A 16,617-nucleotide genomic window follows, 5' to 3' on the forward strand; every position below is an offset into this window, starting at 1 on the left:
CCGAGCGACGATCACCGCAGCCCGGAGGGAGGCGCGTACCTCACCCCTGCGTCTCGGTCTTCATCAGCCACTCGTGGACGACCTCGGCCACGTGCGCCACATGCTCGCTCTCCAGAATGGAGAAGTGGTCACCGGGGACGTCGACCACGGCGGACATCGACGTCAGATTGGTCTGCCAGATCACGCCCTCCTCCCGGACGATCGGGTCGGTCGCCCGTATGAGCAGGGCGGGGGCGGCGAGGCCTCCCGGCTCCCAGTCGATGAGCAGACGGGCGCAGATCCAGGCGAAGGCCGTGATCTCCTCGAAGCCGATGCTGCCCGAGTCCAGGCCGATGAACGAACGGCCCGCCAGGTCGTTGTCCCACTTCCTGATGACCTGGTCGTTCATCCGGTACGAGTCCAGCAGCGCGACCCCGGCCGGGGCCACCCCGCGCCGCTCCAGCTCCTTCGCCACCTCGTAGGCGAGGACACCTCCGGACGAGGCACCCGCGAGGGAGAAGGTGTCGTCGCCGACGTGCTCCACGATCGCGGTCGCCAGCACGTCCACCAGCACCTCGTCGGTCGCCGGCAGGTCCTCGCCCTCGTCGAACCCGGGCGGCATGATCGCCGAGACCCGCCGGGTGCCCGCGAACTCGGCGGCGAACCGCAGGTACACGTCCGGTCCGGTCAGCGGCAGCGGCACCGGCGGGCAGACGCAGATGAGGTGCGGTCCGGTGTCCCCGGGCGACAGCCTGACCACCGCCGGGGGCTTTGCCAGCTGCTCGGCACTGGCGAACTTGGGCCTCAGCGCCGCCCCGCTCAGCGCGAACTCGTGCGCCTCCTCCACCTGCCGGTTCTCCACCGCGCGGATGTACAGCTCGCCGAAGATGTCCTCCCGCCGCGTCCCCACCGGCGGCCCGGCCGGAGCCCCCGCCGCCGGGGCCGCGGCCCCCGGGGACTGCGCCAGCGCGGTGCCGAGGTAGTCCGCCACATCGCTGACCGTCGGGTGATCGAAGACCAACGTGGCGGGCAGTTGGAGGCCGGTGGCACCGGCGAGACGGTTGCGCAGCTCCAGGGCGGTCAGCGAGTCGAAGCCCAGCTCGCGGAACGCCTGGCCGCTGTCGACGCCGTCGGCGGAGGCGTACCCCAAGGCAGCGGCGACGTGCCCACGGACCAGGTCCCGCAGGAACCGCGGCCGGTCCGCGGCCACGACCCCCGCCCAACGCCGCGCGAAGTCGTCGGCACGGTGTCGGTCGTCGTCCGCGACCGGACGCACCACCCCGCCGGCGAGCGACCGCAGCAGCGGCGGGAGGTTCTCCGGACCACGCAGCACCGCCGGGTCCAGCCGGGTGAGCCCCACGACCGCCTCGTCGGCGCACAGGGCCTGGTCGAACAGGGCCAAGCCCTGCTCCACCGAGAGCGGCGGCATGCCCGAACGGGCCATCCTCCGCATGTCGGCGTCCGTCAGGGTGCCGGTCAACCCGATGTCGGTGGTCCACGCGCCCCACGCCAGCGACAGGCCGGGCAGGCCGTTGTGCCGACGCCACTGGGCCAGGGTGTCCACGAAGACGTTGCCCGCCGCGTAGTTGCCCTGCCCGGGGCCGCCCAGCAGTCCGGCCATGGACGAGAACACCACGAACAGCGACAGGTCCATGTCCCGGGTCAGCTCGTGCAGATGCCAGGCGGCATCCACCTTCGGCGCCAGCACCCGGCCCATCCGCTCACCGTTCAGCGAGCCGATGACGCCGTCATCGAGCACACCGGCGGTGTGCACCACACCCGACACCGGGTGCTCTGCCAGCACCCGTGCCAGGGCGCCCCGGTCCGACACGTCACAGGCCACCACCGTGACCCGCGCGCCCGCCTCGGTCAGTTCCTCGACCAGTTCGGCCGCGCCCTCGGCACGGTCCCCCCGGCGGCTGGCCAGCACCAGCTGACGCACCCCGTACGCACGCACCAGGTGCCGTGCCACCGCGCCGCCCAGACCACCGGTGCCGCCGGTGACCAGGACCGGGCCGTCCACGGCCACGGGATCCGGGGCGGTCGGCGTACGGCGGATCAGGCGCGGCAGCCGTACCGCGGCACCGCGGATCGCGAGCTGAGGCTCACCGGTCGCCACCGCGCCGGCCAGCCCCTGGAGATCGAGGCTGTCGGAGGCGCCGAGGTCGACCAGGGTCATCCGGTCCGGGTTCTCCGTCTGGGCGGAGCGCACCAGGCCCCACACCGCGGCGGCGGGCAGGTCGGTCACCGGATCGTCCTCGCCGGTGGTGACCGCCGCCCTGGTGAGTACGATCAGCCGTGCGCCGCTCAGGCGGGGCTCGTCCAGCCAGCGCTGCATCTGCTCCAGCACCCACACCGTGACCTGATGCGTCAGGTCCACGACCAGGCCCCCGGGGTGGTGGGGCACGGTCAGCACCACACAGTGCGGCGCCGGAGCCCCGCCGTCGACGGCGGTTACCAGGCCGGCCAGGTCCGCGTACTGCGCGCCGGACCCCACCACGGCCCAGCCATCGGCCCGGGCGGCCCGGGCGGCCCGCCCGGCGTCCAGCTCGGCCCACTGCGGCGCGAGCACCACCGTGTCCTGGGGCCCGGCGGCGAAATCCCCGTCCGGCAGCGGCCGGGTCAGCAGCGACCCGATCGACAGCACCGGAGCTCCCGAGCCGTCGGCCGCCGCGATCCTGATCTCGTCCGAGCCGGTACGGGTAAGACACACCCGGACCCGGGTCGCACCCGACGCCCGCAGGACCACATCGGTGAACATGAACGGCAACCGCGCGGACTCCGCCGAGGCCATCCCCGTGAACACCGCCGCGTGCAACACCGCGTCCAGCAGCGCCGGATGGATGCCGTACCCGCCGGCCTGCGCCCACTGCGCCTCGGGCAGCTCGACCTCGGCCCATACCCGATCCTCGCCCTGGGTCCAGGCCCGGGTCAGGCCCTGGAACACCGGACCGTAGACGATGTCGGATTCCGCGCCGGTGCGGTAGACGCCCGAGGTGTCGACGACCGTGGCGTCCGCAGGCGGCCAGGGCGCGTCCAGCGCGTCGAAGACGCCATCGTTGGCCGCTCGGCGGTTCAGCGCACCGGTGGCGTGCCGGGTCCAGGTGTCGCCGCCGTCCGGGCACGCGTGGACGGCCACCGCCCAGCCGTGGTCCCGCTCGGTGAGGAGAACCTGCACCTGGCAGCTGCCGTGGGCGGGGATGACCAGCGGCGCCTCCAGCACCAGCTCACCGACCTGGTCACAGCCCACGGCGTCCCCGGCACGCACCGCCAGCTCGACGAAGCCGGTGCCCGGGAACACCACCATCCCGCGCACGACGTGGTCGGCCAGCCATGGGTGCGAGCGCAACGAGATCCGGCCCGTGAAGAGCATCCCGCCGGATTCGGGCAGCCGCACCATCGCGCCGAGCAGAGGGTGCTCGGCCGAGGCGAGCCCCGCCCCTGTCACATCACCCGTCGAGGTCAGCACGTCGGGCCAGTACCGCTGGTGCTGGAAGGCGTACGTCGGCAACTCGGCCCGCAGCGCACCGGTCCCGGCGAACACCGCCTCCCAGGAGACGGGGACGCCCCGGACGAACAGCTCCGCCAAGGACGCCATCATCCGCCGGGCGCCACCCTCACCACGCCGCAGCGTCCCCACGGTCACACCGCTCTGGTCGGCGGCCTCCAGGGTTTCCTGGACCGAGGCGGCGAGCACCGGATGCGGACTGACCTCCACGAAGACCTGCCGGCCATCCGCGATCAGCGCCCGGGTAGCTTCCTCGAACCGTACGGTCTCCCGCAGATTCCGCACCCAGTACCCGGCATCGGCCTCGCAGGTGTCCATGAGGTGACCGGTGACGGAGGAATACACCGGAACCGACGACGACCGCGGAGCGACCGCGGCCAGCTCCTCCACCAGCCGGTCCCGGATCTCCTCCACGTGCGGCGAGTGCGAGGCGTAATCCACCGGAATCACCCGCACACGCACCCCCTCGACCTCACACCGGGCCACGAGTTCCTCGAGCGCGAACAGCTCGCCGGAGACCACCACCGACGCCGGGCCATTGACCGCCGCCACCGACAACCGACCACCCCACCCCCCGATCAGCTCCCCGACCCGGCCGGCGGGCAGCGACACCGCCGCCATACCACCCCGACCCGCGAGAGTGTCACCGATCGCCTTGCTCCGCAGCGCCACCACACGCGCCCCGTCGGACAACGACAGGCCACCAGCCACACACATCGCCGCGATCTCACCCTGCGAATGCCCCACCACAGCCGACGGCACCACCCCACACGCCCGCCACACCTCCGCCAGCGACACCATCACCGCCCACAACACCGGCTGCACCACATCCACCCGCCCCAACGCCGACTCATCACCCAACACATCCAGCAGCGACCAGTCCACGAACGGCTCAAGCACCCGCCCGCACTCCGCCATCGCCGCAGCGAACACCGGCGAAGAAACCAACAACTCCTCCGCCATCCCCACCCACTGCGCCCCCTGACCCGGGAACACGAACACCACACCAGCCCCGGCGTCCACATCAACGCGTCCCTGGAAGGTCTGCGGTGCGGGCTCCCCCGCGGCGACGGCCCGCAGCCCTGTCAACAGCTCGTCGCGGCCGGCCCCGGTGACCACCGCGCGGTGGTCGAACAACGCCCGGGTGGACACCAACGCCCACCCCACGTCGGCCGCGTCCACCTCAGGAGCGGCCTGGGCCCACTCCACCAGGCGTGCGGCCTGCGCCCGCACCGCCTCCGCCGACTTGCCCGACAGCACCCACGGCACCACTTCCCCGAACAAACGGCCCTCCCTGTCGACGTCAGTCTCGACAAGGCCGACCGGCTCTGGGGCTTCCAGGATGACGTGGGCGTTCGTGCCGGACACGCCGAAGGACGACACGCCCGCCCGACGCGGATGGTCACTCTCGGGCCACGGGGCGGGCTCGGTCAGCAGCCGCACCCCGCCCTGGGACCAGTCGACCTTGGAGGACGGCGTGTCCACGTGGAGGGTCTGCGGCAGTACCCCGTGCCGCATCGCCATCACCATCTTGATCACGCCCGCGACACCGGCCGCGGCCTGCGTGTGGCCGATGTTGGACTTCAGCGACCCCAGCCACAGCGGCCGGTCCTTGGACCGGTCCTGCCCGTACGTCGCCAGCAACGCCTGCGCCTCGATCGGATCGCCCAGCACCGTGCCCGTACCGTGGCCCTCCACCACATCCACCTCGGCGGCCGACAGCCCGCCACCCGCGAGCGCCTGGCGGATCACCCGCTGCTGCGACGGACCGTTCGGCGCCGTCAAGCCGTTCGACGCACCGTCCTGGTTCACCGCACTCGACCGTACGACCGCCAGCACACGACGCCCCTCACGACGGGCGTCGGAGAGCCGCTGCACCACCAGCACACCGACCCCCTCGGACCAGCCGGTGCCATCCGCCGCGTCCGCGTACGCCTTGCACCGGCCGTCGGCGGACAGCCCGCCCTGAGAGGAGAACCCGACGAAGGTGTTCGGCGTGGCCATGACGGTCACGCCACCGACCAGTGCCAGGGGGCACTCGCCCGCCCGTAGCGCCTGCGCGGCGAGATGCAACGCCACCAGCGACGACGAACACGCCGTGTCCACCGTCACCGCAGGCCCCTGCAAGCCCAGTACATAGGCGATACGTCCCGAGACGACACTCTGCGACCCACCGGTGATCAGGTGACCGGCCACGTCGTCCACCGACCGGCTGGCCAGCTCGCTGTACCCCGACTGGAACGCACCGGCGAAGACCCCGACCGGGGCGCCCGTGAGCGACGACGGGTCGATCCCGGCGTGTTCCAGCGCCTCCCAGGAGGTCTCCAGCAGCAACCGCTGCTGCGGATCGGTCGCCACCGCCTCACGCGGCGAGATCCCGAAGAACCCCGCGTCGAACTCACCGACACCCTCCAGGAAACCGCCCTCGGCCGTGACCGATGCACCGGCCCCGGCACCGAAGAGCTCGTCCAGGTCCCAGCCCCGGTCGGTGGGGAAGCCGGAGACCGCGTCCCGGCCCTCGATCACCAGGTCCCACAGGCCGTCAGGACTCGACACGCCACCGGGGTAACGGCAGGCCATCCCGACGATGACGATCGGGTCGTCCGTGACGGACACCGTCGGGGGAAGGATCACGTCCTGGGCACGGCTGTCGCCGAGCAGGCCGGCCAGATGATCGGCCAGCTCGCCGATCGTGGGGTAGTCGAACACCAACGTGGCGGGGAGGTTCTGGCCGGTCACGGCGCCGAGCCGGTTGCGCAGCTCCACCGCGGTCAGCGAGTCGAAGCCCAGGTCCTTGAACGCCTGGCCGGTGTCGATCCGGCTGGACGAGCCGTGCCCCAGCACCGCGGCGACGTGCCCGCGGACCAGGTCGAGCAGGAAACGCGGCCGTTCTTCGGCCGGTGTGGCCGCCCAGCGCTGGGCGAAGCCGTTCGGGTCCTGACGGTCGTCTCCGGCAACCGGGCGGGCGATACCACCGGGGACGAGCGATCCCATGATCGCTGGAAGTCCGCCGCCCCGGCCACGCAGGGCCGCCGAATCCAGCCGGGTCAATCCCAGCACCGGTACATCGCCGCGCAGGGCCCGGTCGAACAGCTCCAGACCCTGCTCCACCGACAGCGGCGGCATGCCCAGCGCGCTCATCCGCCGCAGGTCGGCCTCCGACAGCTTCCCGGTCAGCCCGACCTCGGAGGTCCAGGCCCCCCAGGCCAGCGACACGCCGGGAAGGCCTGCCTGCCGGCGCCACTGCGCCAGCGCGTCCACGAACACATTGCCCGCCGCGTAGTTGCCCTGCCCCGGACTGCCGAGCAGCCCGGCCATGGACGAGAACACCACGAACAGTGACAGGTCCATGTCCCGGGTCAGCTCGTGCAGATGCCATGCGGCGTCCACCTTCGGCTCGAGCACACGGCTCACCCGGTCACCGTTCAGCGAGTCGATGACCCCGTCGTCCAGCACCCCGGCGGCGTGGACGACACCCGACAGGGCGCGGTCCGCGGGCACAGCCGCCAGCACCCCGGCCAGGGCCTCCCGGTCGGAGACGTCACAGGCCGCAACGGTGACCTGCGCGCCCAACTCGGCCAGCTCCGCGACCAACTCGGGCGCGCCCTCGGCCCGCTCACCCCGGCGGCTGACCAGCAGCAGGTGCCGTACGCCGTGCACGCGCACCAGATGCCGGGCCACCAGGCCGCCCAGACCGCCCGTACCACCGGTGATCAGCACCGTGCCCTCTGTGCCGGCTGTGCCGTCCACCGGCTCGCCAACCTCGCCGGTGGGCGCGTACCGGAACAGGCGGGGAGCGCGCACCGCACCGCCTCGAAGGGCGACCTGCGGCTCACCGGTCGCGACCGCACGCGCCAGCGCGGCGAGATCGAGGGCGTCGTCGGACGCCAGGTCGGCCAGCGTGATCCGCTCCGGGCTCTCGGACTGGGCGGAACGGATCAAGCCCCAAACGGCCGCACCGGGCAGGTCAGTCACCGGGTCGCCCTCACCCGTTCCGACGGCCGACCGCGTGAGCACCACCAGCCGCGTGCCGCTGAACCGCTCCTCCCGCAGCCAGCGCTGGACCTGCTCCAGCACCCACACCGTCACCTCGTGCGTCAGCTCCGCGACCGGGCCCTCGGGATGATGGGGTACGGCCAGCACCACGCACGGCGGCACCGGCGCGCCGCCCTCGACCGCCGTGGACAGACTGTCCAGGTCGGCATGGTCGGCGGCCGGTCCCACCAGCACCCAGCCGTCCGCACGCCGGTCCGGCGCGTCGCCGGCGTCCACGCCCGCCACGTCGGTCCACTGCGGCGCGAGCACCGTCGTGTTCTGGTGCAGGGAGGCGACATCGCCATCCGACAGCGGCCGGGTCGACAGCGCCCCCATGGACAGCACCGGAGCACCCGCCGTGTCGGCCACCGCGACACTGAACTGGTCAGGTCCGGTACGGGTCAGGCACACACGGACCCGTGTCGCGCCCGAGGCTCGCAGGACGACGTCGCCGAACATGAACGGCAGACGGGCCGAAGTCTCGGCCCCGGTGAACAACGCCGCGTGCAGCACCGCGTCCAGCAGCGCCGGGTGCATACCGAACGCCCCAGCCAGCCCTCGCTGCTCCTCGGGCAGCTCGACCTCGGCCCACACCCGCTCACCCTCGGCCCACGCACGCGTCAACCCCTGGAACACCGGCCCGTACACCAGACCCGAGTCGGCCACCGTGTCGTAGACCTTCGAAGTGTCGACAGCCACCGCACCTACGGGCGGCCACACCGAGCCCAAACCGTCGAAGCCCACCTCCCCGGCGGAATGACTGGTCAGCACCCCAGTCGCGTGCCGGGTCCACGCCTCCTCCCCATCGAGCCGGGCATGGATCGCCAACCCCCAACGACCCTGCTCCTGCTCGGTGAGGGCCACCTGTATCAGACACCCGCCATGAGCGGGAACAACCAGCGGAGCCTCCAACACCAGCTCCCCAACCCGGCCACACCCCACCTCATCACCGGCACGCACCGCCAGCTCCACAAACCCCGTCCCCGGGAACACCACCACCCCCCGCACCACATGATCAGCCAGCCACGGATGCGACCTCAACGACACCCGCCCCGTCAACACCACCCCACCCGACTCCGGCAACCCCACCACCGCACCCAACAACGGATGCCCAGCCGACACCAAACCAGCCCCCGCCACATCCCCCACCACACCCACACCATCCGGCCAAAACCGCCGACGCTGAAACGCATACGTCGGCAACTCCACCCACCGGCCACCACCAAAGAACGACGCCCACTCAACAAACACACCCCGGACGAACAACCGTCCCGCCGCAGCAGCCAGCGCGGTGTCCTCCGGACAGTCCGCACCACGCAGCGCGGCCAGGACGGTGACATCCTCGCCACAGGACTGCTGCGCCATCGCGGCCAGCACCCCGTCCGGCCCGGCCTCGACCAAGGTGCGCACGCCCCGCGCCTCCAGCCACCGCACCCCGTCAGCGAACCGCACAGCTTCCCGCACCTGCCGCAGCCAATACGCCGGAGTACACAGCACATCCGCGTCGGCCGGCTCACCGGTCAGATTCGACACGATCGGAATCCGCGGAGACTGCCACGTCAACCCCGCCAGAACCCGCTCGAACTCCTCCAACATCGGCTCCATCAACACCGAATGGAAGGCGTGCGACACCCGCAGCCGACTCGTCCGCCGACCCACCGCAGCGAACCGCTCCGCCACCGCAAGGACCTCACCCTCATCACCAGAGATCACCACCGACTCGGGTGAGTTGACCGCCGCGATCGACACCCCACCCGACAAGACCGCGACGACCTCGTCCTCACCGGCCTCGACCGCGACCATGGCACCGCCCGACGGCAGCTCCTGCATCAACCGCCCACGGGCCGCCACCAACACACACGCATCCACCAGCGACAACACACCCGACACATGCGCGGCAGCGATCTCACCAACCGAATGCCCCAGCAAATAGTCCGGGACCACACCCCACGACTCCACCACCCGGAACAACGCCACCTCGATGGCGAACAAAGCAGGCTGCGCCCACCCCGTACGCTCCAACACCTCCGCGTCCTCGCCCCACACCACCTCCGTCAGCGGCCGGTCCAGATGACGGTCCAACTCCGCGGCAACCGCATCGAACGCCTCGGCAAACACCGCCGAAGACCCGTACAACTGCCGACCCATCCCCAACCGCTGCGAACCCTGACCACTGAACAACACACCCACAGTCGACCCGGACCCACCCACGGCTTGCCCCTGGACCACCAGGGACGACGGCTCACCCGACACCACCGCCCGCAACCCAACCAGCAGCTCGTCACGGTCCGTCCCAGTAACCACCGCGCGGTGATCGAAAAAGGCCCGGCCCCTGGCCAGGGTCCACCCCACATCCCGGACCGCCACGCCGGGCGACGCATCCACCCACTCCGCCAACCGGGCAGCCTGCGCCCGCACCGCTTCCGCCGACTTGCCCGACAGCACCCACGGCACGACAGCCCCAGCGGCAGCGGCAGGCTCGCCATCTTCCTCGGGCAAGTCGCTCGGCTCGGGCGCTTCAAGGATGACGTGCGTGTTCGTGCCCGAGACGCCGAAGGACGACACACCCGCCCGCCGCGGATGGTCCGTCTCCGGCCACGGCACGGACTCGGCCAACAGCTCCACCGCACCCTGCGACCAGTCCACCTTCGACGACGGCGCATCCACGTGCAGGGTTCGCGGCACCACACCGTGCCGCATCGCCATCACCATCTTGATCAAACCAGCGACACCCGCCGCGGCCTGCGTGTGACCGATGTTCGACTTCAACGACCCCAGCCACAACGGCCGACCCTCCGGCCGATCCTGCCCATACGTCGCCAGCAACGCCTGCGCCTCAATCGGATCACCCAACACCGTGCCCGTACCGTGCGCCTCCACCACATCCACGTCGGCGGCCGACAGCCCGGCACCCGCCAACGCCTGCCGGATCACCCGCTGCTGCGCCGGACCATTCGGCGCCGTCAACCCGTTCGACGCGCCATCCTGATTGACCGCACTGGACCGCACCACCGCCAACACCCGCCGACCCTCACGACGGGCGTCCGACAACCGCTGCACCACCAGCACACCGGCGCCCTCGGACCACCCCGTCCCATCAGCGGCATCGGCGAACGCCTTGCACCGGCCATCACCCGCCAGACCACCCTGCACAGAAAAACCGACGAAGGCGTCCGGAGTCGCCATCACGGTCACACCGCCGACCAGCGCCATCGAACACTCACCGGACCTGAGCGCCTGCGAAGCCCAGTGCAACGCCACCAACGACGACGAACACGCCGTGTCCACCGTCACCGCCGGACCATGCAACCCCAGCACATACGCCAACCGGCCCGACAGCACGCTGAGGGAACCACCGGTGACCAAGTGCCCCACCAGATCCGCACCGGACCGGCCCGCCACCTCGATGTAGTTCGAGGGCATCGCTCCCATGAAAACCCCGACCGAGCTGCCCGCCAGCGAGGAGGGATCGATCCCCGCCCGTTCCAGTGCCTCCCACGAGGTCTCCAGCAACAGCCGCTGCTGCGGATCGGTCGCCACCGCCTCGCGCGGCGAGATCCCGAAGAACTCGGCGTCGAAGTCACCGGCGTCATGCAGGAACCCGCCCTCGGCGGTGACCGACACTCCCGAGCCAGGCCCGTCCGCGCCCAGCAGCAGGTCCATGTCCCAGCCGCGGTCGGCCGGGAACTCGGACACCCCGTCCCGACCCTCGCTCACCAGGTCCCACAGCTCGTCAGGGCTCGACACTCCTCCTGGCAGCCGACACGCCATGCCGACGATGACGATCGGGTCATCGGTCACCGACACCACCGGCGGCAGGCTCACGTCCTGGACGCGTGTGTCCCCGAGCAGGCGAGCCATGTGATCCACCAACCCCGCGATCGTGGGGTAGTCGAACACCAGCGTGGCGGGGAGGCTCAGGCCGGTCACGGAGTTGAGCCGGTTACGCAGATCCAGCGCGGTGAGTGAGTCGAAGCCCAACTCGTTGAAGGCCTGGCCGGTGTCGATCTGGGTGGCGGAGGTGTACCCCAGGACGGCGGCGGCGTGACTGCGGACCAGGTCCGCGAGGAAGCGCGACCGGTTCTCGGCGGGGGTCGTGGCCCAACGATGAGCGAAGCCATCCGGGTCGTTGCGCCCGTCGCCGGCGGTCGGACGCCCCGCACGTCCCCTGACAAGGGTTCGCATCAGCGGCGGTACGTCGCCCAGCGCCCGCATTCTCGCCAGGTCCAGTCGGGTCAAGCCCACCACCGGCTCCCCGGCCCCCAGAGCCCGGTCGAACAGCTCCAGACCCTGCTCCACCGACAGCGGCGGCATCCCCGAACCACTCAACCGCTGAAGATCAGCCCCCGACAACGTTCCCGTCAGACCCACCTCGGGACTCCACGCACCCCACACCATCGACACACCCGGCAAACCGGCCTGCCGACGCCACTGCACCAAAGTGTCCGCGAACACATTGCCCGCCGCATAGTTGCCCTGCCCCGGACCACCCAACACCCCCGCCAGAGACGAGAACACCACGAAGAACGACAGTCCCATGTCCTGCGTCAGCTCGTGCAGATGCCACGCGGCATCCACCTTCGGCACCAGAACCCGGTCCATCCGCTCGCCGGTCAGCGACCCGATGACCCCGTCATCGACAACACCAGCCGTATGCACCACACCCGACACCGGATACTGCGCCAGCACACCGGCCAACGCCCCCCGATCCCCGACATCACAAGCCACCACCGTGACCTGAGCACCCAACCCGGCCAACTCCCCGACCAGCTCCGCCGCACCCTCAGCCCGCTCACCCCGACGACTGACCAACACCAAATCCCGAACCCCGTACGACACCACCAAATGCCGAGCCACCAAACCACCCAGACCACCCGTACCACCAGTGACCAGCACCGGACCCTCCACCACCGTGGACTCGACGGTGACCGACGCTTGACGAGTCAGCCGCGGCACCCGCAGCACAGTGCCCCGAACGGCCAGCTGCACCTCACCCGTGGCCACCGCACCCGCCAGCACACCGAGATCCAGGCCGGCCTCGGACTCCACGTCGACCAAGGTGACCCGGTCCGGATTCTCGGCCTGGGCCGAGCGCACCAAACCCCACACCGCAGCAGCAGGCAGATCCATCACCGGATCGTCCTCACCCGTGGTAACCGCACCCCGGGTGACCACCACCAGCCGTGCCCCACTCACGCGAGGCTCCTCCAGCCACCGCTGCACCTGCTCCAGCACCCACACCGTCACCTCGTGCGTCGCGCCCACAACCGGTGCCTCAGGGCGGTGGGGTACAGCGAGGACCAGGCACGGCGGCACCGGTGCACCGTCTTCGACAGCCGTGGCCACGGCGTGCAGATCGGTGTAGTCCCCGCCCTTGCCCACCACGGCCCAGCCATCGGCCCGGGAATCCGACGCCGTCCCGGTGTCGAGTGCCATCCACTGAGGCACGAGAACGCTCGTGTCCTGCACGCCGACAGCGAATTCACCTTCCGGTAGCGGCCGGGTCGACAAGGAATCGATCGACAACACGGGAGTACCCGCCGTGTCCGCCACCACGACGCTGACCTCGTCAGGCCCGGTACGGGTCACACATGTCCGAACCTGCGTCGCGCCCGAGGCTCGCAGGACGACGTCGCCGAACATGAACGGCAGACGGGCCGAAGTCTCGGCCCCGGTGAACAGCGCGGCGTGCAGCACCGCGTCCAGCAGCGCCGGGTGCATACCGAACGCCCCAGCCAGCCCTCGCTGCTCCTCGGGCAGCTCGACCTCGGCCCACACCCGCTCACCCTCGGCCCACGCACGCGTCAACCCCTGGAACACCGGCCCGTACACCAGACCCGAGTCGGCCACCGTGTCGTAGACCTTCGAAGTGTCGACCGCCACCGCACCTACGGGCGGCCACACCGAGCCCAAACCGTCGAAGCCCACCTCCCCGGCGGAATGACTGGTCAGCACCCCAGTCGCGTGCCGGGTCCACGCCTCCTCCCCATCGAGCCGGGCATGGATCGCCAACGCCCAACGACCCTGCTCCTGCTCGGTGAGGGCCACCTGTATCAGACACCCGCCATGAGCGGGAACAACCAGCGGAGCCTCCAACACCAGCTCCCCAACCCGGCCACACCCCACCTCATCACCGGCACGCACCGCCAGCTCCACAAACCCCGTCCCAGGGAACACCACCACCCCCCGCACCACATGATCAGCCAGCCACGGATGCGACCTCAACGACACCCGCCCCGTCAACACCACCCCACCCGACTCCGGCAACCCCACCACCGCACCCAACAACGGATGCCCAGCCGACACCAAACCAGCCCCCGCCACATCCCCCACCACACCCACACCATCCGGCCAAAACCGCCGACGCTGAAACGCATACGTCGGCAACTCCACCCACCGAGCACCAGCCCCGGCGAACAGCGACTCCCAACTGACCGCAACACCCTGAACGAACAGCCGGCCCAACGCCCCGGCCACCGCACGGGACTCGGCCTGCTCCTCCCCACGCAACAGCGCCACCGCCGCGACCTCAGCAGCGGTCTGCTGCGCCATCGCGGACAGCACTCCGTCCGGCCCGGCCTCGATCAAGGTGCGCACGCCCTGCGCCTCCAGCCACCGCACCCCGTCAGCGAACCGCACAGTTTCCCGCACCTGCCGCAGCCAATACGCCGGAGAGCACAACAGGCTCTCCTCCACCGGCTCACCGGTCAGGTTCGACACGATCGGAATCCGCGGAGACTGCCACGTCAACCCCGCCAGAACCCGCTCGAACTCCTCCAACATCGGCTCCATCAACACCGAATGGAAGGCGTGCGAGACCCGCAGCCGACTCGTCCGCCGACCCACCGCAGCGAACCGCTCCGCCACCGCGACGACCTCACCCTCACCACCGGCGATCACCACCGACCCCGGCGAGTTGACCGCCGCGATCGACACCCCACCCGACAAGACCGCGACGACCTCGTCCTCACCGGCCTCGACCGCGACCATGGCACCGCCCGACGGCAGCTCCTGCATCAACCGCCCACGGGCCGCCACCAACACACACGCATCCGCCAGCGACAACACACCCGACACATGCGCGGCAGCGATCTCACCAACCGAATGCCCCAGCAAATAGTCCGGGACCACACCCCACGACTCCACCACCCGGAACAACGCCACCTCGATGGCGAACAAAGCAGGCTGCGCCCACCCCGTACACTCCAACACCTCCGCGTCCTCGCCCCACACCACCTCCGTCAGCGGCCGGTCCAGATGACGGTCCAACTCCGCGGCAACCGCGTCGAACGCCTCGGCAAACACCGCCGAAGACGCGTACAACTGCCGACCCATCCCCAACCGCTGCGAACCCTGACCACTGAACAACACACCCAGACCGGACCCTCCCCGAGCCTGGCCCTGGACCACCAGGGACGACGGCTCACCCGACACCACCGCCCGCAACCCGGCCAGCAGCTCGTCACGGTCCGTACCCACCACCGCCACACGGTGGTCGAACAGAGCCCGGCCCGTCGCCAGCGACCACCCCACATCCCGGACCGCCACACCGGGCGACGCATCCACCCACTCCGCCAACCGAGCAGCCTGCGCCCGCACCACCTCCGCCGACTTCCCCGACAGCACCCACGGCACGGGGCCCCACGTCGCCGGTTCCGGTGCGAAGTCCTCCTCCGTTCCGGTCTCGGTCTCGGCGACGTCTTCCAGAATGACGTGGGCGTTCGTCCCCGACAGTCCGAACGAGGACACACCGGCCCGGCGCGGATGGTCCGTCTCCGGCCACGGCACGGACTCGGCCAACAGCTCCACCGCACCCTGCGACCAGTCCACCTTCGACGACGGCGCATCCACGTGCAGCGTCTGCGGCACCACGCCATGCCGCATCGCCATCACCATCTTGATCACGCCCGCGACACCGGCCGCGGCCTGCGTGTGGCCGATGTTGGACTTCAGCGACCCCAGCCACAGCGGCCGGTCCTGGGGCCGGTCCTGCCCGTACGTCGCCAGCAACGCCTGCGCCTCAATCGGATCGCCCAGCACCGTGCCCGTACCGTGGCCCTCCACCACATCCACCTCGGCGGCCGACAGCCCGGCACCGGCCAGGGCCTGGCGGATCACCCGCTGCTGCGACGGGCCGTTCGGCGCCGTCAACCCGTTCGACGCGCCATCCTGATTGACCGCGCTGGACCGCACGACCGCCAGCACCCGCCGACCCTCACGACGGGCGTCCGACAACCGCTGCACCACCAGCATGCCGACGCCCTCGGACCAGCCCGCGCCGTCGGCGGCGTCGGCGAACGCCTTGCACCGGCCGTCGCTCGCCATGCCGCCCTGCGCGGAGAAGCCGATGAACGTACCGGGGGTCGCCATCACGGTCACGCCGCCGACCAGGGCCAGCGGGCACTCCCCCGACCGCAGCGCCTGCGCGGCCAGATGGAGCGCCACCAGCGACGACGAACACGCGGTGTCCACCGTCAGCGCCGGCCCTTGCAGCCCCAGTACGTACGCCACCCGGCCCGACGCCACACTCTGGGAGCCACCGGTGATCAGGTGGCCGGCCATGTCCTCACCGGACTGACCGGCGACCTCGGTGTACCCCGAGGGGAACGTACCGACGAAGACCCCGGCCGGGGTGTCCGCGAGGGACAGCGGGTCGATCCCGGCGTGCTCCAGCGCCTCCCACGAGGTCTCCAGCAGCAGCCGTTGCTGCGGGTCGGTGGCGAGCGCCTCGCGCGGCGAGATCCCGAAGAAGCCCGCGTCGAAGTCACCGACGCCTTGGAGGAAACCGCCCTCCACCGAGTCCGACACACCGGAGTCCGCCAGCTCGTGCAGGTCCCAGCCCCGGTCGGTGGGGAAGCCGGTGATCGCGTCCCGGCCCTCGGCCACCAGGCGCCACAACTGGTCGGCGCTGGCTACGCCGCCGGGGAAGCGGCAGGCCATACCGACGATCGCGATCGGCTCGGTCTGCCGATCCTCGACCTCGCGGAGCCGCCGCTGCACCTCACGGGAATCGGCAATCGCCCGCTTGAGGTAGGAACGGAGTTGCTCTTCGTTGGCCATGGGATGTTTCAACTCCTGGGAAAAATGTCGAGCTG

At 70.8% G+C, this 16,617-nt stretch carries 1 protein-coding gene; it reads right to left on the bottom strand.

Annotated elements, in window-relative coordinates:
• Positions 1-40 precede the first annotated feature (40 nt).
• Complete coding sequence (locus HYQ63_RS44205; RefSeq protein WP_179932035.1) at positions 41-16,582, bottom strand: type I polyketide synthase; 16,542 nt, start codon at positions 16,580-16,582, stop codon at positions 41-43.
• Positions 16,583-16,617: the final 35 nt, after the last annotated feature.

It is taken from the genome of Streptomyces sp. Rer75 (assembly GCF_013414305.1).
In the GTDB taxonomy this organism is placed as follows: Bacteria; Actinomycetota; Actinomycetes; order Streptomycetales; family Streptomycetaceae; genus Streptomyces; species Streptomyces himastatinicus.